Origin of the sequence: Agrobacterium albertimagni AOL15, from assembly GCF_000300855.1 — a bacterium.
Classification (GTDB): domain Bacteria; phylum Pseudomonadota; class Alphaproteobacteria; order Rhizobiales; family Rhizobiaceae; genus Allorhizobium; species Allorhizobium albertimagni.
Genome location: NZ_ALJF01000008.1, coordinates 131,007 through 152,728 on the forward strand (window position 1 = coordinate 131,007; position 21,722 = coordinate 152,728).

The following is a 21,722-nucleotide window of genomic DNA, read 5'->3' on the forward strand; positions in this document are numbered from 1 at the left end:
GGTTTATGCCGGGATCACTCGCCGTAGACGTCGAAATCGAAATACTTCTTGTTGATTTCGGCATATTTGCCGTTTGCGCGGATGGCCTCGATCGCAGCAGACAGCTTGTCTGCGAGTTCGGTTTCACCCTTGCGCACTGCAATGCCTGCGCCTTCACCATTGATCTCGACATCCACCTCCAGCGGGGTCAGGATTTTGCAGCAGGTGCCGGCGTCTGACTTCAGCCATTCCGACAACACGACGATGTCATCGACCACGGCGTCAACGCGGCCGCCTTCGAGGTCGAGCTTGTATTCATCAGCAGTCGGATAGAGCTTCAGCTCGCTGTCCGCCATGTGCTTTTCGGCATAGTTGGCATGGGTCGTGGAGGACTGCGCGCCAATTGCCTTGCCCTTCAGGCCGGCCAGATCGGTGATCGGGGAGTCCTTCGGAACGGCGACGGCCGGCGGCGTGTTGTAATACTTCTTCGAGAAGTCGACCTTCTCCAGGCGCTCTGGGGTGATCGACATGGACGCGATGATCGCGTCGAACTTCTTGGCTTGCAGGGCCGGAATGATGCCATCCCAATCCTGTGTGACGAATTCGCAGGAGACCTTCATTTCTTCGCAAAGCGCATTGGCGATATCGATGTCGAAGCCAACCAGGGTGCCATCGGCTTCCAGATTGTTGAAGGGCGGGTAAGCGCCTTCAGTGCCGATGATCAGCTTCTCTTGAGCCATCGTCGAGCCGGCAAAGAGCGACAGGGCAGCGATGGAAGCTGCGGCCAGAAAACGTGTCGGAATACGCATGAGATCCTCTCTGTTGGGTGGACGCCGTTTGTTGTTGTGAGGCGGCTGTCCGTGATCGTGTGGCATGGTCGACCACACTTGGGCCCAATATTCGTCCGGTTTTACAGCCGAAATCAACAACAAACCGCGTGATCGACAAAATTTGCCCCCTTAAATCCGCCGGGGGCTACGAAAGACATTTTTTTGTTCCATTCAGCCTTGTTCGTTGGAGCAAAAGCCGTTCCAACTCGTTCAGCCACGGTTAATTATGCGAAATCTAGTTTGGCCGCAGCTTCGGTTCGCACAATCGAGCATGCATTCAACAGCACGGACCCGGATGACACTGTCACCCACCCGTGCGTAGGGAAGGAAACGCAAGGTATGTTCAAGAAGAGATTGCTCAACACGGTGGCAATCCCGGTCCTGTCCGTCGCGGTACTGGCAAAACCGGTCGCTGCGTCAGTCACCGGACACCCAGAACGCCAGACGCAAACGCGGCAGGCTGAAGAACAGCTGATCCAGCTGGCCCAGGCCGTCACCTGCAATGACGGCTCGGAAGCGCCTGATGCCGAGACTTGTGCTGCCCGCGACGCGCAGGCGGCGGCCGAGGAAGAGGCGCGCCGCCAGGCGGAAGCCGAAGCGCAGCGTGCGGCCGAAGAGGAAGCCCAGCGCGCCGCTGAAGCTGAAGCTCAGGCCGCCGCAGAAGCGGAGGCACAGCGTCAGGCAGAAGCCGAGGCTCAGGCAGCCGCCGAGGCGGAAGCCCAGCGCGCCGCTGATGCTGAAGCTCAGGCTGCCGCAGAAGCGGAGGCACAGCGCCAGGCAGAAGCCGAGGCTCAGGCCGCTGCCGAAGCAGAAGCCCAGCGAGCCGCGGAAGCCGAAGCTCAGGCTGCAGCAGATGCAGAAGCGCAACGCGCTGCCGAGGCGGAAGCCGAAGCCCAGCGTGCCGCGGAAGCAGAAGCACAGCAGCAGGCAGAAGCCGAAGCCCAGCGTGCAGCAGAGGCCGAAGCCCAGCGCGCAGCCGAAGAGGCTCAGCAGGCCGAGCCGGCCGTCGAAGAACAGCCAGCCGTCGTTACCTGCGCCGATGGATCGCAGGCCGCTTCTGAAGCAGAATGCGCTGCACCTGCCCAGCCGGAAGAACAGCCGGTGGAAGAGCAGCCTGCGGAAGAGGTGCAGCCCACTCCGGATGCGGCTGCCCCGGAACAGACCGAAGAGCTGCAGGCCGAAGAGCAGCAGCAGACTGGCGAACAGCCTGTTGATCAGCAGCCGACCGAAGAGCAGGCAACCGGAGAAGAGGTCCCGGCCGAAGCCCAGCCGGAAGGCGAGCAGGTTCTCGTGCCCGCAGTCGAGCCTACGGAGAATCAGCCGGTTCAGCAGATCACCGATACCCGGACTGCCGAGGAGAAGGAGGCTATCGCCGAAGACCCGTCGCAGACGTCTGAAACCGTCGTGCTTCCGGTCGACAACGGTGCTGCCGTCCTCGACAGCGACAAGGATGCCGACAACAGCGGTGGCGAGAATGTCCGTCAGCAGCGCAGCGAGCTGAGGGCCCAGGAAGAGGTGGCTCCTGCACCGGAGACGGACGCCGACGCGCAGTCCGAGGCCGTGGCCTTCGATCCGCAGACGTTGCAGGCAACGGTTACTGAGCAAGGCACCACCATGGATGCCGCGCCGACCTTCGAAGTGCCGACCACGGTTACCAACGTGACTAACAGCACCGTGACCAATAACGTCACCAACAATGTCACGAACAACAACGTGACCAACAACACGGTCATCCAGAACAACGTGGTCAATCAGGTCACGGAAGTCCGGGTCATCGAGCAGATCGACAACCGTACCGTCATCAATGTCGGCAACCAGATCGTCGTGCGTGGCGATGATCGCCAACGCCTGCGCTACGATGCTCAGCAGACCTATTACGAGCAGCTGTCGCGTGGCCGCACGCGTGAGACCATCGAACGTGCCGATGGCAGCAAGCTGGTAACGGTCTACAACCGTTACGGCGACATCATCATCCGGTCGCGGATTTCGCCGGGCGGACGCGAATATGTCCTGATGTATTCGCCGGAAGCCGATGGTCAGCGCCCTGCCGTCTATGTCGACGTCGGGCTGTCTCTGCCGCCGATGCGTCTGACCATCCCGGTCGACGATTACATCGTCAGCACGACGCGTTCGCCCGATCGTGACTACTACGACTTCCTCGCCCGCCCGCCGGTCGAGCGTGTCGAGCGCGTCTACTCGATCGACGAAGTCAAGTCGTCGGCGCGTATTCGCGACAAGGTCCGTCGTATCGACCTCGATACGATCACCTTCCCGTCGGGTTCGGCGGAAGTCCCTCTCGAACAGGCCCGTACCCTGCGTCGCGTGGCCCAGGCCATGGAAAAGCTGCTTGAAAACGATCCGGGCGAAGTCTTCCTGATCGAGGGCCACACGGATGCCGTCGGTTCGGATCGCTCGAACCTCGTCCTTTCGGACAAGCGTGCAGAAACAGTCGCCAACCTGCTTACCGAAGTCTACGGCATCCCGCCGGAAAACATGTCGGTCCAGGGGTACGGCGAGCGCTTCCTGAAGATCCGCACGGAAGCCGCCGAGCAGCAGAACCGTCGCGTCGCGATCCGCCGCGTCACCACGCTGGTTCGCCCAGCAAACGTGTCGAGCAACAACTGATCGACCACGCACGAATAGATGAAGGCCACCGGAGCGATCCGGCGGCCTTTTCTTTTGGGGAGATGTCAGGTGTGGGGTGGGAGCTTCGTGACCGCGGCGATGAAGTCCGCAATCGCCTGGGTATCATCAAGGTCGAAGACCGGCAGATCGGTGTCCTCAATGCGGTGATCGGCCGCGATGGCGCGGATGTGCGGATCGGATGGCGCCAAGGCTTCTCGATTGGCGGATGCTTCCCGCCGCGCTTCGATTTTCGGCACGGGCTCACGCTTGTAGCCCTCGATCAGCACGAGGTCGCAGGGGCCGATACGGCCTAGGATTTCCTCGAAGCTCGGTTCTGGAGCGCCGCGCAGTTCGTGCATGATGGCATAACGGGTACCGGACACGATGACGACCTCATGGGCGCCGGCCTCCCGGTGCCGGTAGCTGTCGGCGCCGACCTTGTCGATGTCGAAGTCATGATGGGCGTGCTTGATGGTCGAGATCTTGTAGCCGCGGCGAGTGAATTCCTCGACGAGCCGCACGGCAAGCCCGGTTTTTCCGGAATTCTTCCAGCCGGCAATGCCGAAGATGCGCGGAGCGTTCGTCATACTGTACCCTGTTCGATGATGGCCTCGGCCATCGCGAGGTCCTCGGGCGTGTTGATGTTGAAGAAGGGATCGACGGGACCGAATGGTCCTTCGAGGGGTGCGAACTCCACTGTCTCGTTTGGGTGGCGGGCGACGAAGTCGAAGACGCGGCGGTGGTCCGGGTCATCAAGCCAGCGTTCGAGATCCTCCGCCAGCGTGACCGGCCAGAGCGCCGTAATCGGATGGGTGCGGCCGTTGCAGGCAGCCAGCATGATCGCGTCGCCTCTCACCCCGTCTTGCAGGCGCTTTAACAGATCGCGCGGCAGAAAGGGGGTGTCGCAGGGCGTGGTCAGAACATGTGCGGGGCCACCAGGCAATTCGGTAAATAGCTTCAAGCCTGCCAGCACGCCAGCGAGGGGTCCGGGTCGGTCTGGCCTCGTATCCTGCAGGAGTGGAAGGTGTGCGGCCAGCGGATGACCTTCGGACGCGTTGAGGTAGACCGCCGAAGTCTGCAGCCGCAATCGTTCGGCAGTCCTCAGGGCAAGCGGCGTCGTGCCCAGTATCAGTTCCGCCTTGTCCCGGCCCATTCGGCGCGACAGTCCGCCTGCGAGAATGACGGCCGGGGGGCGGGTGTCCTGGGTCATGGGGTCACCGCTCTTCGCCTGGGGCATAGCGCAGGAAAACCACTGCGACGAGGGCGAGAATGCAGCAGGCGAGCATGACGAGCAGCAAGGGCATGGCGCCGGTTTCGACCGACAGGATTCGGGATGCAAGCCACGAGACGAAAGCGCCGCCACCCATGGTGATTGCGCCGCCGAGGCCGGAGGCGGAGCCTGCGAGTTCCGGCCGGACGCTGACGATGCCGGCATTGGTGCTCGGCAGGGAGAGGCCATTGCCGAAGCCGACCACGACCTGTGGGGCGAAGAAGGCGAGCGACGAGTCGTATCCCTGAAGGAAGAGAACGATCGGGATGGCGGCGCCGACAAGCGCAACCACGCCGCCGACCAGCATCATCATGTCGATCCCGGCACGGCGGGCGAAACGTCCGGACAGATAGTTTCCGGCGATGTAGCCGGCTGCGATGAACATAAACTGCAGGCCGAGCATGCTGGGTGTCAGGCCCATCAGCGTACCGCCGACAAAGGGCGCGCCCCCGAGAAAGGCGAAGAAAGCGCCCGAGGTGAAGGTGCCCGCCATGGTGTAGCCCCAGAAGCGGGGAGAGGCGAGAAGTCTCGGCCAAGCCCGGAACTGCTCGGAAAAACTGCCGCTCTTTTGCCGGTTGGTCTCGCCGAGATCGCGATAGACAAGCAACAGGACGGCCAGTGCTGCAATCAGGATGGCGGCGAAGTTCGAGCGCCAGCCGAAATTGTCGCTGAGCACCCCGCCGAGCGTCGGGCCGATCATCGGGATCAGCGTCATGCCCATGGTGACATAACCGATCATCGATGCGGCTTCGTCCATCGGGACCATGTCGCGGATGATGGCGCGGGAGAGAACGAGACCGGCCACCACGGCCGTCTGGATCATTCGGGCGAAGGTCAGGACTTCGATCGAGCTTGCGATGAGGCAGACCAGCGAGGAGACGATCAGGATCAGCAGAGCGCCAATCATCACCGGACGCCGGCCGTAGCGGTCGGACAGAGGGCCGATGACCAACTGCACGAGGGCGGTCATCGCAATATAGCCGGAGACGAGGACCTGCACCCGGTCGTAATCGACGCGCAAGTCGAGCGCCATGGCCGGCAGCGCCGGCAGAAAGATGTTCATCGTCAAAGCCGACAGTCCGGCCACCGCCACGAGACTGACGATATGCGGGGCCGTGGTCCTGTCGAGAAACCGAGACTGCTGCTGCACGCTCAAATGTCCTTGCACTGCAAACGTGATCAGCCCGGAGAGGCTGGATCGGCGCGGCGGGCCAGAGCCGCCTTCCGCTTGCTCTCGCGATAGAATGTGTAAAGTCCGGAGCCGATGACAATAGAGGCGCCAACGACCATCCAGATATCAGGCACTTCGCCGAAGAAGAGCATGCCGAGCAGAACCGCCCAGAGGAGGCTGGTGTAGCGGAAGGGTGCGATGAAGGAGATCTCGCCGGTGCGCATGGCCATGATGATCGCCTGGTAGCCGGCAAACAGGAAGATCGAGGCAAAGGCGAGCTTGCCGAGCGCGCCGCCGGACATGGGTTGCCAGCCGCCAAAGACAGGAATGAGCAGCAGGCCGGCAAATGAAATCGAGGCTGCAGTGAACAGCGTGACCGAGAGCGACGAGATGCTCGGATCGATCCGGCGCGTCACGAGATCACGGCCGGCTGCCGTGATGACGCAGAAGACGATGTAGAGCGAGGCGAGCGTGAAGCCTTCCGGGCCGGGCTGGATGATCACAAGCACCCCAATGAAGCCAAGGCCGATCGCCGTCCATCGGCGCCATCCCACCGGCTCCTTGTAGAAGAGCGCGGCGCCAAGGGTCACGGCCAGCGGCAGGGACTGCAGGATTGCCGAGGCATTGGCGAGCGGCACCTGGCCGAGTGCGGCCAGGAAGGCGACCGCTGCGACCGTTTCGAAGGCGATGCGGATCAGGATCAGGGGCTGCAGGATGTTCCTGATGTGGTCGAGCGCGCCCATGCGACGCGCAACGATATAGACCAGAACGGCGGTAAAAGCGCCGCGCACGAACATTATCTGCGCCACGGTCAGTTCCGCGGTAACCGATTTCGTCAGAGCGTCGTTGAAGGTGAAGCCCGCCATCGAGATCGCCATCAAAAGGGCGCCTCGGGTGTTCTCGGATAATGCCATGCTCGATTCCCGTGCGTACCCGCTGGTTCTAAACCAAGCAGCACGCGCGAGAAACCTTATTCCCACTGTAATGCCCCTGAAACGATGCTGCAGTGCCAAAAACGCGGTGCCCGGTTAACCTTTGCTCAAACTCCGGAAGACAAGCTCCCCGATGGAACTGCATGAGGCGGCTCCTTTCCTTCGATCCTGCGCGATGAGCTCGCGGGATTTCGGCCTTTCCGAGGGTCTCATGAGTTTTATTGATCGCCTCCTGCAAAGTCGCAGGATCGTCACCAAAGTTTTGCTTTTTGTCGTTCCTCTTGTTCTGCTCATGGCCGGTGTCGGCCTTCTGGGCTATTGGACTGCCACCACCCTCAACGGTCATATGACCGTCACGCGTGCCACGATCGGCAATATCAGCGACCTGGAAAAGCTGCAGCAGGGCCTGCAGGAGTTCAGCCTTGATCCGACAGAGGAGAGCAGGACAGCTCTTCTTTCGGCCATCGACGGCCAGGACAGGGGGCTCGGCGTTCTGAACGGCGTGCTCGCCAAGCAGGCTCAAACGGCCGATCTCTCGGCGCTGACGCAGTTGCCGGCGCAGATGCGGGTTCAGACGTCGACGCTTTGGGACAACAAGACCGCGCGAGAACAACTGGATGCCGGCCTGAATGCGGCCGTAGCCGCATTGCAGGCGGAGAGCCAGCAGATCGTCAAGCAGGTCGATTTCGTCCGCAATGATCTCGCCGGCAAGGAGCGCTTCGCCAAGGAGTTGCTGTTCGACGCCTCTGCCTTCAAGACTCTGCTTGACCGCCTCGGCAAATTGCGTGTCGGCGTGCAGATGGCTTTCACTCCCGAAGAGCAGCTGGACGAAGCGAAACTCTATCTCGCACCGATGCAGAAGGATCTGGCCAAGGCCAACGAGATCGCTTCCGAAAAGGGCAAGGTTCTGGTCGGCGAAGTCGGTACCGCGATCGGCAAGATCGAAACGATCCTCGGGCAGACTAGCCCAGTTGATGCCAGGGCCCGGGAACTCGGCCTTGTGCTTTCGGAACTCGTCGAGATCGAGCAGAAGATTACGTTGCAGGCCGCCAAGAACAGCGATGTCGCGGCCGACCGCTTCGTCAGCCTCGACCGGCTCGTCGCGGAGCAGAAGGAGCTGATGGCCCTGGTCGATACCGCTGCACTCGGTGTGGCGACCATCGAATTGCGGGTGCAGCAGATGCTGGGATCGCTGGACGACGCACGCCGTGTGGTGGTCATCGGCGAGATGGAAGCACTCCAGACAGTGGCTGGGCGCATCTCCGAACTCGGTGCCAAGAACAGTGCACTTCGCGACTTCCCGCAGAAGATTGCGCCGCATCTGCTTGCGATCACCGAAAAGTCCCAGGCGATGCTCGACGCAGGACGGAGCTGGCAGAACGAACGGCTGGCCGCCAATGCGGCCGTGTCGGCCGCCATGGAATCGCTTCGCAATTTCGTCGCCCAAGCGCAGGAAATCGGCCGCGAGGACAGCGAAAGGTCCGCGACGATCTCCGTCATCACCATGGTCGTCGGGACGCTGCTTGCGATCATCGGCGGTCTGATGCTGGTCGAGACGTTGCGTGCGCCGCTGAAGCGGATCACCGGCGTGATGTCGAGACTGGCGAGTGGCGACCTCTCGGTTCCGATCGAGGGCCGCAATCGCGGTGACGAGATCGGCGACATGGTGCGCTCGGTTACCGTCTTCCGTGATGCGGCGCTCGAAAATCGGCGCCTGGAAGAAGAAGCGGACGCTGCTCGCGCGCGCTCGGAGGAGGAAAGCGCGCAACGTGCCCAGGAGCGGGCCCGCGTCGAGGCAGACCAGCGGTCTGCGCTCGAAGCTCTGTCCTCAGTGCTCGAGGCGCTGGCCAACGGCCAGCTCAACGTCTCCATGCGTGACGACCTGCCGGCCGATTTCGTCGCCATGGCCTCGACCTACAATCAGGCGGTGGAAGCCCTACGTGCGACGCTCGAAGAGGTGCGCGCGGCAAGCGTCGATATCAATGCCGGAACCGAGAATCTTGCTGTCTCCGCCGATGATCTCGCGCGCCGGACCGAACAGCAGGCGGCGGCACTGGAGGAGAGTGTACGAGCGCTCTCGCATCTGAGCGACGTCGTTCGCTCGACGGCCGATGGGGCAGGGCGCACCGCACAATCCGTGCAGTCAGCCCGCGATCACGCCCGCCAGTCCGGCGTGGTGGTCAGGAAGGCGGTCGAGGCCATGGCTGAAATCAGCCGTTCCTCCGAGAAGATCTCGACCATCATCGGCGTCATCGACGAGATCGCCTTCCAGACGAATCTGCTGGCACTGAATGCGGGTGTCGAAGCCGCCCGAGCCGGCGAGGCCGGTCGTGGTTTTGCCGTCGTTGCCCAAGAGGTGCGTGACCTTGCGCAGCGCTGCGCCAATGCGGCGAAGGAGATCAAGACGCTGATCTCGGTCAGCGGCAACCAGGTCAAATCGGGTGTCGAACTGGTCGAAAATACAGGCGTCGCGCTGCAATCGATCATCGATCAGGTCGAAGAAGTGCAGTCGCTGGTCGAGCGCATTTCGGCTGCGACCCGCGAGCAGTCGACAGGGATCAGCGAGGTGACCTCCGCTGTTCGTGATGTCGAGCTGATCACGCAGCAGAATGCCGCCATGGTTGAGGAAAACAATGCCGAGATCCAGGGCCTGCGTCAGCGCGTCGATATTCTGATGCACAAGATCTCGCGCTTCCGCACCGACACGGAGCGGGGCCAGCCGCAGGCCTATCGGCGGTCGGCGTAAGTGTGAAGAACTAGCCGGCGGCACTCAGCCGCCGGTGACGCTCATGTGGCGGGCCACCGCAGGTTTGCGGTGGTTGCGATCGATGATGAAGTCGTGGCCCTTGGGCTTGCGCGAAATCGCCTCATCGATCGCGGCAGAGAGATAAGCGTCGTCGTCAGAGGCGCGCAGTGCGGTACGGAGATCCGCTGCATCATCCTGGCCCAGGCACATGTAGAGCGTGCCGGTGCAGGTGAGACGGACGCGGTTGCAGCTTTCACAGAAATTGTGCGTGAGCGGCGTGATGAAGCCGAGACGTCCGCCGGTTTCCTTCACCTCGACATAACGGGCTGGGCCGCCGGTGCGGTAGGGAATTTCGTCGAGGGTAAACTGCTCTTCGAGCTTCTGACGCACGAGCGAGAGCGGCAGATACTGGTCGGTGCGATCTTCGCCGGTCTCGCCCATGGGCATGGTTTCGATCAGTGTCAGATCCATGCCTTCGCCATGGGCGAAGCGCAACAGCTCCGGGATTTCGTGCTCGTTGAAATCCTTCAGAGCGACGGCATTGAGCTTGATGCCGATGCCGGCTGCCTGCGCAGCACGGATGCCTTCGAGCACCTTCTCCAATTCGCCCCAGCGGGTGATTTCCTTGAACTTTGCAGGGTCAAGTGTGTCGATAGACACGTTGATGCGACGAACGCCGCAATCCGCAAGCTCTGCGGCATGGCGGACGAGTTGCGAGCCGTTGGTGGTCAGGGTCAGTTCGTCCAGACCGCTGCCGAGATGGCGGGAGAGGCCGCGTACGAGATGCATGATGTTCTTGCGCACCAGCGGTTCGCCACCCGTCAGGCGCAGCTTGCGCACGCCCTTGGCGATGAAGGCGGAACAGAGCCGGTCGAGCTCTTCCAGCGTCAGGAGATCCTTCTTCGGCAGGAAGGTCATGTTTTCCGCCATGCAATAGGTGCAGCGGAAATCGCATCGATCGGTAACGGAGACGCGCAGGTAGGTGACCGCGCGCCCGAAGGGGTCGATCATCGGGCTTGCTCGATCGACAAGCGGTTCTGCATGGCGCCAATCGGCGGGGCTATGATCCAAAAAACTCTCCCGGGTGTTTTGGTCAATGTGGTGCCAAGGCTAGCAGGCGTCAAGTTGACACCGCCTCGTCCCATCAATTCGGATTGCAAACGGCGCGGGATCGACCTAGGTCTGCGCCAACCGCCTGGAACACTGCGAGGACTGCATGACCGAGATCTGGCCGACCGAACTGAAGGTGTCCAAGGACAGGCGCCTGCTGACCGTGAGCTTCAATGACGGTGTCGTCGCCGCTCTTCCTGCCGAGATGCTGCGCGTGCTGTCTCCCTCCGCAGAAGTGCAGGGCCACGGACCTGGCCAGAAGGTCACCGTTCCGGGCAAGCGCAATGTCGGGATCCGGCAGATGGTGCCGACCGGCAATTATGCCGTCCGCATCGCCTTTGACGACGGCCATGATACCGGCATCTTCACCTGGAACTACCTGCGCGAACTTGGCGCGACCGGCGACGAAAAGTTCGCGGCTTACGAACAGGAACTGGCGGAGAAGAAACTCAGCCGCGATCCTCGCTAAGGTCAGGATCGACGAGCCCGTCCGAGGAAAGCATACGCTGGATCAGTAGATCCATCGTCTCGGCGAGGTGTTGGCACTCGTCGAGCGGCGTTGCAGAGAGCGTCCGCTCGATGAGCTCCGTCTGGATGCGCATCGCGTGTTCGCTGAGGCTCCGGCCTTCTTCCGTCAAGAAAAGTCTGAGCACTCGCTTGTCCCGCTGGTCAGCCCTGCGCTCGAGAAGCCCGCGCTTTTCCATCTGCGGCAGCAGCATGCTCATGTTGGAACGCCCGACAAGCAGCTTGCGGGCAAGTTCCTGCTGGGAAATCCCCTCGAACCGATAGAGATTGACCAGGATATCCAGGTGCGGTGGCTTGATGTCGAGGGGTGCCAGCGCGCGTGCGAGCGCCTGCTGCATCAGCTGGCAGGCGCGCGCCACCGATATCCAACTGCGAAAACGAGGATGGTCCCAGGGGAAGGCTTGCTTTTCGTTCATTCTTGTACTTTATTGTTCAGCATTGAACATTATGATGGGACTCTGACTATGCCATCCTTTCCTCTCAAGGTCACCCGCTTGGCTTTCGCGCAGCTGGAGAAGGTTTCGCCGACCGTCGCCGGGCGGATCGCCTTCGAGCTCTTCTGTCGAACCCCGAGCCGCCGCCCGAAAGGCGACAAAGCCAAACAGGTCTTCATCGTCGGACGCAGTCGGTTGAGGCAGGCTTCGACCGTCCGGCTGGCGCTGTCGCGCGGCATGGCGGCCGCCCATCACCTCAGCTCGGGACCGGAAAGCGGCAACGGCGCTCGGTTTCTCGTTGTTCACGGCTGGGGCTCGCGTGCGGAATATCTCTCCGACATGGCGCTCGGATTGCGCCAGACGGGGGCCGACGTGGTGGTCCTCGATCTGCCGGGGCACGGCGCCTCCAGCGGGCGGCGGCTCGACCTGAAGATCGCGGCCGAAGCCATCGTTGCCGCCGAGCGGCATTTCGGGCGATTCGACGGTGTTGTCGGCCACTCCTTCGGTGGCGCTGCCGTCATGATGGCGGCAGGGCGTGTCTTTCCCGATCAGCATCCATTGAATGCGCCCCGGATCGCCCTGATTGGCTCGCCCTCCAGCATGGGCGAGGTGTTCAATGGCTTTGCCTCCATGGTGGGGCTCGGGCGTGGCAGCGTCGGCGCGATGCGCAATCGGGCCATGGATCTCGTCGGAGCGCAGGTCGAAGATCTGGATGGCGTCGCGGTGGCGCGGCGTATCGATCGGCCGCTGCTCGTCGTTCATGCCGAGGACGACAAGGAGGTCAATGTCGGCCATGCGCAGCGCTATATCGGCGTGTCGCCGCATGTCCGCCATCTCTGGGCGAATGGTCACGGACACCGCAGGATCGTCAGCGCGCCTGAGGTGATCTCTGCTGTCGCCTCTTTCCTGGCTGGCGCCGAGGGTGTGTCGAGGGCCGGGAACCGCATGGTGTCATAGTGCCGTCATGGCTCTTGCCTAACCCGGGGCCGCCGCTAGGCTTGGCGGTCGGAGTGAGGAGTTCGGCATGACAGTGATAACGACGATCGAGGATCTGAAGGCCATCTACGGCGAGGCAGGCGAGGCATCGACCGCCAAGGTCACCGAATTCCTGACGCCCGCCTACAGGACGATGATCGAGCGCTCGCCCTTCGTGGCGCTCGCGACGGTCGGTCCGGAGGGCCTTGATTGCTCGCCCCGCGGTGATCGCGGCGCGGTGGTGCGCATCGAAGACGACCGGACGCTCGCGCTGCCGGACTGGCGCGGCAATAACCGCATCGATTCGCTTCTGAACATAGTGCGCGACCCACGCGTGGCGCTGATGTTCCTCATTCCGGGCTCGAACAGCGTCATGCGGATCAACGGCCGGGCGGTGGTCTCGGTCGCGCCTGAACTTCTGGAAAGCTTCAAGATGGATGGACGCCATCCGCGAAGCGTCGTCGTGCTGACGATCGAGGAGGTATACTTCCAATGTGCGCGGGCCGTGATGCGGGCGGAGTTGTGGAATGTCGAAAGACAGGTTGCTGCGCACGACCTGCCGACGCCCGGCGACATGCTGAAGGCTGCAAAGCAGGACTTCGATCGCGAAACCTATGATCGCGAATGGCCGGAGCGTGCGGCAAAGACGATGTGGTGATCTCCCACGGGGATTACCGCTTGTAGATCAGCCAGCTCTTGGTGAAGTCTTTCTTCATCCCGTCTTCATAGGGCTTCGTCCGGTTCCTGCCGGCATTCTTGGCGCAGTAGAGAGCAATGTCGGACTTCGCGTAGAGTTCGCCCGCATCTTCGGAATCAGCGGCCATGGCGAAGCCCAGCGAGATGGTGATCGGGCCGTAATTGACGCCGGTCTTGGAATTCTTGAACGGCGTCGTTTCCAGCGCGATGCGGATACGCTCGCAGGTCTGGTAGATTTCCTCTGCCGTGTTGCCCTCGACGATGATGGCAAACTCTTCACCGCCTGTGCGGGCAACGAAGCAGTCCTTTCGGACATTGCTGCGGATCACGGTTGCGACGGTCGCGAGGATCTTGTCGCCGACCGGATGGCCATAGGCGTCGTTGATCTTCTTGAAGTTGTCGATATCGGCGAGGACGAGGCCGGCCAGCGGTCTGGCGTCGCTCGAGTAGACGGCGGCAAGCTTCTCGTCGAAGGCGCGACGATTGGCAATGCGCGTCAGGGAATCGGTGTTGGCAATCCGCTTGTATTCATCGAGTTCGCGACGGACTTCGTCCATCTCCTTTGAACGCTCGGACATCTGTACGACGGTCTGTTCGCCGTGCGCCATGGTCGAGCCAGTGGCTTCCGTCAGGATGTTGATGGCGCTGCGCAGGATGTCGGCGCTGTTCGTGCTCTTCGAGTTGATCCGGTGATAGGTCTCGCCGAGGAGCCGGTTATAGCTTTGCAGCGATGTCTGTTCCTGCTGCAAAAGACGCAGCAATCCATCCAGTTCGCCGATCAGCTTGGAATGGGCATTCTCGATGGCGCGGCCCTGATGGCTGCCGAAATACTGCTCTCCGAGCGCGTCGAGTTCGTCCTGGTTGGCGCGACTGCCGAGCGCTGCCAGCTCGCGGGTGAGAGACGGGTTGGAGCCGATATAGGCTTCGTAGAACAGCTCGTAATTACGCGGGATCGGGGCGACCCCCATCGAGCGCATCGCATATGTGATCTGTGCCGCGACGTCAGGTGCCTGCGTCTTTGGCGGTGTTGCCGTGCTCATTCGGCCAACTCCAATGGTCGTCACTCGAGACATTCAAGGGTCCAAAGATTCAATTAGCGGCAAATGATTTGAAAATGTTTAATCTTCTCGCCATGAGAAGTGATGGGCGCGAAATGAGCATTTAGCGTCCACATGCGCAACCTCTTGTAAAACAAGAGGTAATTTGCTGTTGCGGAGGTTTCCCTCCGCAACGTGCGAGCATTATTTTCGACGAGTTTCAGCCGAGATTGAATTCCTGGAAGAAATCGTTGCCCTTGTCGTCGGTGACGATGAAGGCCGGGAAGTCTTCGACCTCGATCTTCCAGACAGCTTCCATTCCCAGTTCTGGGTACTCCAAGACTTCGACCTTCTTGATGCAATCCTGGGCGAGACGGGCGGCCGGGCCGCCGATCGAGCCGAGATAGAAGCCGCCATGGGTCTTGCAGGCCTCACGCACGGCGCGCGAGCGGTTGCCCTTGGCCAGCATCACCATCGAGCCGCCGAAAGACTGGAACTGGTCGACATAACTGTCCATACGGCCGGCGGTGGTCGGTCCAAAGGAGCCTGAGGCATAACCCGTTGGCGTCTTGGCCGGACCGGCGTAATAGACCGGATGGTTCTTCATGTAGTCCGGCATGCCTTCGCCCTTTTCCAGGCGATCGCGGATCTTCGAATGGGCGAGGTCGCGGGCAACGATGATCGTGCCGGTCAACGACAGGCGGGTCTTGACCGGGTGTTTGGTGAGTTCGGCCAGAATACCGCTCATCGGCTGGTTGAGGTCGATCTTGACCACCGAAGACGACAGGGCGGTATCGTCGATCTCGGGCATGTATTTCGACGGATCGGTTTCCAGCTGCTCGATATAGATGCCGTCCTTGGTGATCTTGCCCTTGGCCTGGCGGTCGGCGGAACAGCTAACACCGAGGCCGATCGGCAGCGATGCGCCGTGGCGGGGGAGGCGGATGACGCGCACGTCATGACAGAAATACTTGCCGCCGAACTGCGCGCCGACGCCCATCGACTGGGTCAGCTTGTGAATTTCCTTCTCCATCTCGATGTCCCGGAAGGCGTGGCCGCTTTCGGAGCCTTCGGTCGGGAGGTCGTCGAGATAGCGCGCCGAGGCGAGCTTGACGGTCTTCAGCGTCATCTCGGCGGAAAGGCCGCCGATGACGATCGCCAGATGGTAGGGAGGACAGGCTGCCGTCCCTAACGTGAGGATCTTCTCCTTGAGGAAGTCGATCATCCGGTCATGGGTCAGAAGCGACGGTGTGCCCTGGTAGAGGAAAGTCTTGTTTGCTGAACCGCCACCCTTCGCCATGAACAGAAACTTGTAGGCGTCCTCGCCCTCTTCGTAGAGGTCGATCTGGGCGGGGAGGTTGGTTTTGGTGTTCTTTTCCTCGAACATCTTGATCGGGGCGAGCTGCGAGTAACGCAGATTGCGGCGCTCATAGGCGTCGCGCACGCCTTTGGCCAGTGCAGCGTAGTCCTGACCATCGGTCCAGACGCGGCGACCCTTCTTGCCCATGACGATTGCAGTACCCGTGTCCTGACACATCGGCAGGATGCCGCCGGCGGCGATGTTGGCGTTCTTCAGGAGGTCGAAGGCGACAAAGCGATCATTGTCGGTCGCCTCGGGGTCTTCGAGGATCGAGGCAAGCTGTTTCAAGTGGCCGGGACGCAGCAGGTGATTGATGTCCGAAAGGGCGGTCTCCGCGAGTAGGCGCAGGCCCTCAGGCTCGACGGTCAGGATCTCCTGACCCTTGAAAGTTTCGACCGAAACATAATCGGATGTGATCTTGCGATAGGGGGTGAGGTCTTCGCCTAGGGGAAAGAGATCGTCTGCCATCACAGGGCCTTTCGTGGCATCAGCTTGGAGTTTGCGGTGGTTTAAGCGCAAGCCCTTAAGATTTCAATGCGGCGAAAGCCGAAGGCTCAAGCGTTGACAGGGCAGCCGCGTATCTGAAAAACCCCGGCTCGGACACGCGTCGCGTGCGATGGATTCGGAGGTGCATCATGAGCTTGAATGTGGCGAAGGGAACGAACTGGCGCCGATCGATCGTCGTCAAGATTTTTCTGGTCTGCTTCGTCTGCATCCATATCCCGCTGATCGCCTTGCTGTTGAACTTCGGTACGGGAGCCAGTTCAAACCCGCTGTCCGTCGGTCTTGTCGTTCTGGTGGCTACGCTGATCGGTACTGTCGCCTGCCTAGCGACAATGTGGTGGCTGACGCTCCCCTTGCGCAACCTGGCAAAGGCCATCAGCCAATATCGCGCCGGAGGCACCTTCGCCGAGGAGCAGTTGAGCAAATATGGCGAAGACGAAATTGCGGTGGTTACGCGCGCCGTCTGCGGGATGGTCGGGGAGATTTCGGCGCTTGCGGAACGGGTGAACGGAGAGCCGGGACTTGATCCGCTCACCGGTCTCATGAACGCCAGCGCCGTCTATGGCGTGCCGTTGCCGAGGCTTCCCGCACAAGCCGAGGGCGGCATCGACATCTATGTCGCCGTTTTCGAGTTGGAAACGATCGAGGCCGTAAGTGCCCGGCATGGCCGCGAGGTGGCCGATATGGTGCTCGTTGCCGTCGGAGATCTGGTGCGCCTGCACTTTGCGCCTCGACAGATTGCAGCACGCATGTCGGGAACGACCTTCATGCTGCTTTTTGCCGATGATCCGATCGCCGTCATCCACTCATGCTGTGACGCCATCCGAAAAAACGTGGAGCAACTCGAGGTTGGCCCCCTTGCGGCAGGCAGCCTTCGGCTGACCTTCGGCCTTGCTCCGCGTCGGACCGACGAAGCGATGGCCGACCTGCTGCACAGGGCAGACATGGCGCTTTTCAGGGCCAAGGATACGCTTCGCACCGGGTTGGAAACGCTGAAGCCCTGAGGGCGAGGGGCTCGCACCCCTCGCGTCTCGCGGACCTGATGACAGGCGTCACTGCGGTCCGATCATTAGTTCCGGCCGGACATATTGGTCGAATTCCTCGTTTGTGAGGTAGCCGCCGCCGACCGCTTCTTCGCGCAGAGTGGTGCCGTTCTTGTGCGCGGTCTTGGCGATCTTGGCGCAGGTGTCATAGCCGAGGCGGCTGTTGAGCGCCGTCACCAGCATCAGCGAAGTCTCCACTCCCTTGCGGATGTTGTCCTCGCGGGCCTCGATGCCGACGACACAATTGTCGGTGAAGGACACGGCGGCGTCGCCCAGAAGCTGGACCGACTGCAAGAAATTATAGGCCATCATCGGATTGTAGACATTGAGCTCGAAATGGCCCTGGCTGCCGGCAAAGGTGATGGCCGCCTGATTGCCGAAGATGTGGGCGCAGACCTGGGTCAGCGCCTCCGACTGGGTCGGATTGACCTTGCCCGGCATGATCGACGAGCCGGGCTCGTTTTCCGGCAGCGCCAGTTCGCCGAGGCCCGCGCGGGGACCGGAGCCAAGGAAGCGGATGTCATTGGCGATCTTGAAGAGGGCCGCTGCCGTCGCATTGATCGCGCCGTGGGCAAAGACCATGGCGTCATGGGCGGCCAGCGCCTCGAACTTGTTTGGCGCGGTGACGAATGGCAGGCCGGTGATCTTGGCGATTTCCTCGGCCACCTTTTCGGCAAAGCCGACCGGGGCATTGAGGCCGGTGCCGACGGCTGTACCGCCTTGGGCGAGTTCGTAGAGGCCGGGCAGGGTGATTTCGATGCGCTTGATCGATGAGGCGACCTGGGCGGCATAGCCACCGAACTCCTGGCCAAGCGTCAGCGGCGTCGCATCCTGCGTGTGCGTGCGACCGATCTTGATGATGTGTGCGAAGGCTTTCGCCTTGGCATCCAGCGCCGCATGAAGGTGCTTCAGGGCCGGGAGCAGATGATGGACGACATGCTCTGACGCCGCGATATGCATGGCCGTTGGATAAGTGTCGTTCGACGACTGGCTCATGTTGACGTGGTCGTTAGGATGGACAGGCTTTTTTGAGCCCATCTCGCCGCCCAGCATCTCGATAGCGCGGTTCGAGATCACCTCATTGGCATTCATGTTCGACTGTGTGCCAGAGCCCGTCTGCCACACCACCAGAGGAAAGTGATCGTTGAGCTTGCCGTCAATCACCTCCTGGGCCGCAGTGACGATCGCATCGCCGAGTGCCGGATCGAGCTTGCCGAGCGCCATATTGGCGCGGGCGGCGGCCTGCTTGACGATCCCCAGCGCTCGCACCACCGGCAGCGGCTGCTTTTCCCAGCCGATCTTGAAGTTGCCGAGCGACCGCTCGGCCTGTGCGCCCCAATAGCGGTCGGAGGCGACCTCGATCGGGCCGAAAGTGTCGGTTTCTGTGCGATGGGTCATAGGATTTCCTGCCTGTGGGATGGTGGATCTGGCTGGTCGTGAAGCGGTGCTTTGCATTTAGGGAGTGACGCATGCGATACAAGCCGATGAACAGAAGTCGATAATTTTGTTCAAGTATTTCTCGCGCCGTGGACGCTCGCCTCGTGTCGGGTGCCTGTGTCCTTTGCGGCACGTCTCACGACTATTTGTCCGCGGCTGGAAACGGTTCGCCCGCCGACGCTGTGCAGGATTTGTTAACGTCAATCAAAATTTAACGAATATTTCCATTTAGTTTGCGCGGAGGCGATGGCGGACATCGCCGGTCGGGTCACGCAAAGTTGAGGCCGACGGGTGAGCCCGCATGACATTGTCCAACTTTTCAATGAAATGCCGATCCGCTAGTGATCCGCGCATGACCAAACGTGCTTCGAGTCCGTTTGTGACTCGGACCGGGAAATGGAACAGAGAATGACGAGAAACAGGAAATTCGTAGTCACCGCGCTCCTCGCTGCGACGACTGCGGTCGGAACTCTTCCGGGCGATGCTGCCGCCACGACGCTTCTCGATCTTCTCCGGGGCGGACCAGGACGCCAGGCAAAACAGCAGGCGGCTCCCGCCTCTCTCGAAAGTCAGGCACGCGGTGGGCTCGAAATGGGCGATCCCGAGCCACTGCCGAAAGTCGCCGGCCCCCGTTACTATACCTACAAGCCCGAGGCGCAGCGCGCGATCAAGATCAAGCTGCCGGTGACGGAAGCCGCAGCCGAATCGACCGAAGCCGCCGCCACTGAAGTGCTGGGCGCCCGCCGCTTTCTGTCCGACGTTTCCGTGCGGGCCACGGACGAGGTCGCAAAGACCGTCGAGGGCTATTACGGCGATCCCAACAAGCCGCTGATCTGGACCAGCGAGGACGGCATTTCCGAGCGTGGTCGCGCCATGATCTCGGCGCTCGCAAGCGCCGACACGGTCGGTCTGTCGCCAGACGACTATCTTGTGGCGATGCCAACCGAGACCGCCGACCCCACGGATCCGGAAAAGGGTCAGCGCGAACTCATGGCCTTCGAGGTTGCTCTCTCCGCCAAGGTCCTCACTTACGTGCAGGACACGGTTCGCGGCCGTATCGATCCGAACAAGATCTCCGGATACTACGACTTCAAGCGCAAGGGCGTGAACATTGCCCCCGTGCTCGACATGTTGCGCAAGAGCCCTGATGTTGCGGCCTATCTGCGCAACCGCGATCCGAAGAGCCCGCAATTCGTGGCGCTGCGCGAAGAGTTGGCACGGCTGAAGGCCGAGGATGCCGAAGCTGGGACGCAGGCGATCACGATTGCGCCTGGCACACTGCTGAAGCCTGGCCAGAGCAAGCCGGAGACGGCACAGGTCATTGGTGCCCTGAAGCAGGTGGCGTCGGAAGCGGTGCTCACGCAGCATTCGGCGACGCTGACCGCCTATACCGGCACGCCGGACTACACGCCTGAACTCGTCGCTGTGGTCGAACAGTTCCAGGAAGAAAAGGGCCTGAAGCCGGATGGCGTCGTCGGTCCTGCAACAATCCGTGCGATGACCGGTCACAGCAATGCCGAGAAGATTGCCAAGCTCGAAGTCGCCATGGAGGCCCTGCGCTGGCTGCCGGCCGATCTCGGTTCGCGTTATGTCTTCATCAACGCACCGGCCTTTGAGGCGACCTACGTCAACGACGGCAAGGAGCAGTTCTCGATGCGGGTGGTCGTCGGCTCCAAGGCAAACCAGACCTACTTCTTCCAGGATCAGATCCAGACCGTCGAATTCAATCCGTATTGGGGCGTGCCGAAGTCGATCATCGTCAACGAAATGCTGCCGAAGCTCAGGGCCGATCCGTCCTATCTCGATCGCCTCGGCTACGAGGTTTCCTATGGCGGTCGCAAGGTGGCCTCGAGCCAGGTCAACTGGAACGCCACCCATGCCGTCGACGTTCGCCAGCCGCCAGGCGGCGACAATGCGCTGGGCGAGTTGAAGATCCTCTTCCCCAACGAACATGCGATCTACATGCATGACACGCCGTCTAAGAGCTACTTTAACAGGGATATGCGCGCGCTGAGCCATGGTTGCGTGCGTCTGGCCGAGCCGCGCGTAATGGCGGCCGCCGTCATGGGCACGACGGTCGAGGAGATCGGCAAGCAGATCGCATCGGGCCAGAACCGCGCCGTGCAGGTTCCGCAGAAGCTCCCGGTTTACGTCTCCTACTTTACGGCCTGGCCGAACAAGGATGGCGTGATCGAATATTTCGATGATGTCTATAGCCGCGATGACCATACAGCCAAGGCGTTCAAGGCGACGACCGATGCACGGGCGCCGCGGGTCTAAGTCGGCGATCAGATTGATGACATGACGGATGGCGGACCTTTGGTCCGCCATTTGAATTTTGTCGTGTCAGCCGACCAGCTGCTCGACGAGTTCGACTGTGAGCTCATCGAAATGCCCGATGATGTGCGAGGCGCCAAGCTCTTCGACGGCGACGTCTGAATAGCCGAAGGGCACAGCAATCGAGGGGATGCTGCCGTTGCGGGCGGCGAGGATGTCGTTGATGCTGTCGCCGATCATCAGGACCTTGCCAGCCTTGCCACCGGCCCGCTCGGCGGTTGCGAGGATATGCGCCGGATCCGGCTTGCGAAAGGCGAAGGTGTCACCGCCGGCAATCGCGGTGAAATAGCCGGTCAGATGGAGACGCTCGAGAAGCGGGAGGGCCAGCCTTTCCATCTTGTTGGTGCAGACAGCGAGAATATAGCCGGCAGCCTTCAGCCGCTCGAGTGCTTCGATCAGCCCGGGATAGGGGCGGCTCTTGCCTGGCATGCCGGCTTCGTAGTGGGTGATGAAGCGGTCGAGCAGGGCAGGGATCTCATCATCTGTAATCGGTGCGCCGCGCAGCGCAAAGGCACGCTGGATCATGACACGCGCGCCCTGGCCGACGAGATGCGTCAGGTCCTCGTAGCTCACGGGTGCGAGATCGCGGGCCGCGATCGTGTGGTTCAGGCTTTCCACGAGATCGGGTGCGGTGTCGATCAGGGTGCCGTCGAGGTCGAAAACGATGGTCGTGGTGGTCAAGCCGGTTCTCCCGAGGCAGTTCCAAGGTGT

The 21,722-nt window shown here is 61.6% G+C and carries 18 protein-coding genes; 7 read left to right on the forward strand and 11 right to left on the reverse strand.

The genetic code is table 11. The features are described 5' to 3' along the window. Positions 1-14: 14 nt before the first annotated feature. On the reverse strand, positions 15-788 hold the full coding sequence (locus QWE_RS10290) for an ABC transporter substrate-binding protein (RefSeq protein WP_006726051.1): 774 nt from the start codon (positions 786-788) through the stop codon (positions 15-17). 360 nt (positions 789-1,148) lie between these two features. Here QWE_RS10290 and QWE_RS10295 point away from each other — a divergent pair, with 360 nt between their 5' ends. After that, positions 1,149-3,434, forward strand: coding sequence for an OmpA family protein (locus tag QWE_RS10295; RefSeq protein WP_006726052.1), 2,286 nt, complete (start codon positions 1,149-1,151; stop codon positions 3,432-3,434). 65 nt (positions 3,435-3,499) lie between these two features. Here the strand turns inward: QWE_RS10295 and mobB are convergent, their stop codons facing one another. Genes mobB through QWE_RS10315 form a run of 4 tightly spaced genes read right to left on the reverse strand, consistent with a single transcriptional unit; the run spans position 3,500 to position 6,789 of the window. Continuing rightward, positions 3,500-4,021: a molybdopterin-guanine dinucleotide biosynthesis protein B gene (mobB, locus tag QWE_RS10300; RefSeq protein ID WP_006726053.1), complete on the reverse strand. Its 522-nt coding sequence runs from the start codon at positions 4,019-4,021 to the stop codon at positions 3,500-3,502. Next, a complete protein-coding gene (gene mobA, locus QWE_RS10305; RefSeq protein ID WP_006726054.1) occupies positions 4,018-4,644 on the reverse strand; it encodes a molybdenum cofactor guanylyltransferase MobA in 627 nt (208 codons plus the stop codon). The genes mobB and mobA overlap by 4 nt, the downstream gene beginning before the upstream one ends. Positions 4,645-4,648: 4 nt before the next feature. Then, positions 4,649-5,854, reverse strand: coding sequence for a multidrug effflux MFS transporter (locus QWE_RS10310; RefSeq protein ID WP_006726055.1), 1,206 nt, complete (start codon positions 5,852-5,854; stop codon positions 4,649-4,651). Between the two features lie 29 nt (positions 5,855-5,883). Continuing rightward, positions 5,884-6,789 (reverse strand): DMT family transporter, encoded by a 906-nt coding sequence (locus QWE_RS10315; RefSeq protein ID WP_040299938.1) that lies wholly within the window; start codon positions 6,787-6,789, stop codon positions 5,884-5,886. Positions 6,790-7,018: 229 nt separating this feature from the next. Between QWE_RS10315 and QWE_RS10320 the strand changes: the two genes are divergently transcribed. Next, entirely contained in the window at positions 7,019-9,553 is a 2,535-nt protein-coding gene (locus QWE_RS10320; protein WP_040299986.1) for a methyl-accepting chemotaxis protein, read from the forward strand. Positions 9,554-9,577: 24 nt separating this feature from the next. On the opposite strand, the gene moaA is transcribed toward QWE_RS10320, so the two are convergent. Continuing rightward, positions 9,578-10,564 carry a GTP 3',8-cyclase MoaA gene (moaA, locus tag QWE_RS10325; RefSeq protein ID WP_052018150.1) on the reverse strand — a complete coding sequence of 329 codons (987 nt, stop codon included), beginning with the start codon at positions 10,562-10,564 and terminating at the stop codon, positions 9,578-9,580. Positions 10,565-10,769: 205 nt separating this feature from the next. Between moaA and QWE_RS10330 the strand changes: the two genes are divergently transcribed. Continuing rightward, positions 10,770-11,132, forward strand: coding sequence for a gamma-butyrobetaine hydroxylase family protein (locus tag QWE_RS10330; protein ID WP_006726059.1), 363 nt, complete (start codon positions 10,770-10,772; stop codon positions 11,130-11,132). Here the strand turns inward: QWE_RS10330 and QWE_RS10335 are convergent. Continuing rightward, positions 11,113-11,604, reverse strand: coding sequence for a MarR family winged helix-turn-helix transcriptional regulator (locus QWE_RS10335; protein WP_006726060.1), 492 nt, complete (start codon positions 11,602-11,604; stop codon positions 11,113-11,115). The genes QWE_RS10330 and QWE_RS10335 overlap by 20 nt on opposite strands. Before the next feature lie 48 nt (positions 11,605-11,652). Between QWE_RS10335 and QWE_RS10340 the strand changes: the two genes are divergently transcribed. Together QWE_RS10340 and QWE_RS10345 are read left to right on the forward strand one after the other, a co-directional pair. Continuing rightward, positions 11,653-12,579, forward strand: coding sequence for an alpha/beta hydrolase (locus tag QWE_RS10340; RefSeq protein ID WP_006726061.1), 927 nt, complete (start codon positions 11,653-11,655; stop codon positions 12,577-12,579). Positions 12,580-12,646: 67 nt separating this feature from the next. After that, positions 12,647-13,255 (forward strand): pyridoxamine 5'-phosphate oxidase family protein, encoded by a 609-nt coding sequence (locus QWE_RS10345; RefSeq protein WP_006726062.1) that lies wholly within the window; start codon positions 12,647-12,649, stop codon positions 13,253-13,255. A 13-nt stretch (positions 13,256-13,268) separates the two neighbouring features. On the opposite strand, the gene QWE_RS10350 is transcribed toward QWE_RS10345, so the two are convergent. Continuing rightward, on the reverse strand, positions 13,269-14,333 hold the full coding sequence (locus QWE_RS10350; RefSeq protein WP_006726063.1) for a GGDEF domain-containing protein: 1,065 nt from the start codon (positions 14,331-14,333) through the stop codon (positions 13,269-13,271). A gap of 217 nt (positions 14,334-14,550) precedes the next feature. Continuing rightward, the gene (locus tag QWE_RS10355) at positions 14,551-16,158 is read right to left on the reverse strand and encodes a fumarate hydratase (protein ID WP_006726064.1); all 1,608 of its coding nucleotides are present in this window, start codon (positions 16,156-16,158) and stop codon (positions 14,551-14,553) included. Between the two features lie 167 nt (positions 16,159-16,325). Here QWE_RS10355 and QWE_RS10360 point away from each other — a divergent pair, with 167 nt between their 5' ends. After that, the gene (locus QWE_RS10360; RefSeq protein WP_006726065.1) at positions 16,326-17,198 is read left to right on the forward strand and encodes a GGDEF domain-containing protein; all 873 of its coding nucleotides are present in this window, start codon (positions 16,326-16,328) and stop codon (positions 17,196-17,198) included. A gap of 48 nt (positions 17,199-17,246) precedes the next feature. Here QWE_RS10360 and fumC read toward each other — a convergent pair whose 3' ends face one another. Continuing rightward, a complete protein-coding gene (gene fumC / locus QWE_RS10365) occupies positions 17,247-18,635 on the reverse strand; it encodes a class II fumarate hydratase (RefSeq protein WP_006726066.1) in 1,389 nt (462 codons plus the stop codon). A 447-nt stretch (positions 18,636-19,082) separates the two neighbouring features. On the opposite strand from fumC, the gene QWE_RS10370 reads away from it, so the two are divergent. Continuing rightward, a complete protein-coding gene (locus QWE_RS10370; protein ID WP_006726067.1) occupies positions 19,083-20,954 on the forward strand; it encodes a L,D-transpeptidase family protein in 1,872 nt (623 codons plus the stop codon). 66 nt (positions 20,955-21,020) lie between these two features. On the opposite strand, the gene QWE_RS10375 is transcribed toward QWE_RS10370, so the two are convergent. Then, positions 21,021-21,692 (reverse strand): HAD family hydrolase, encoded by a 672-nt coding sequence (locus tag QWE_RS10375; RefSeq protein WP_006726068.1) that lies wholly within the window; start codon positions 21,690-21,692, stop codon positions 21,021-21,023. Between the last annotated feature and the right edge of the window lie 30 nt (positions 21,693-21,722).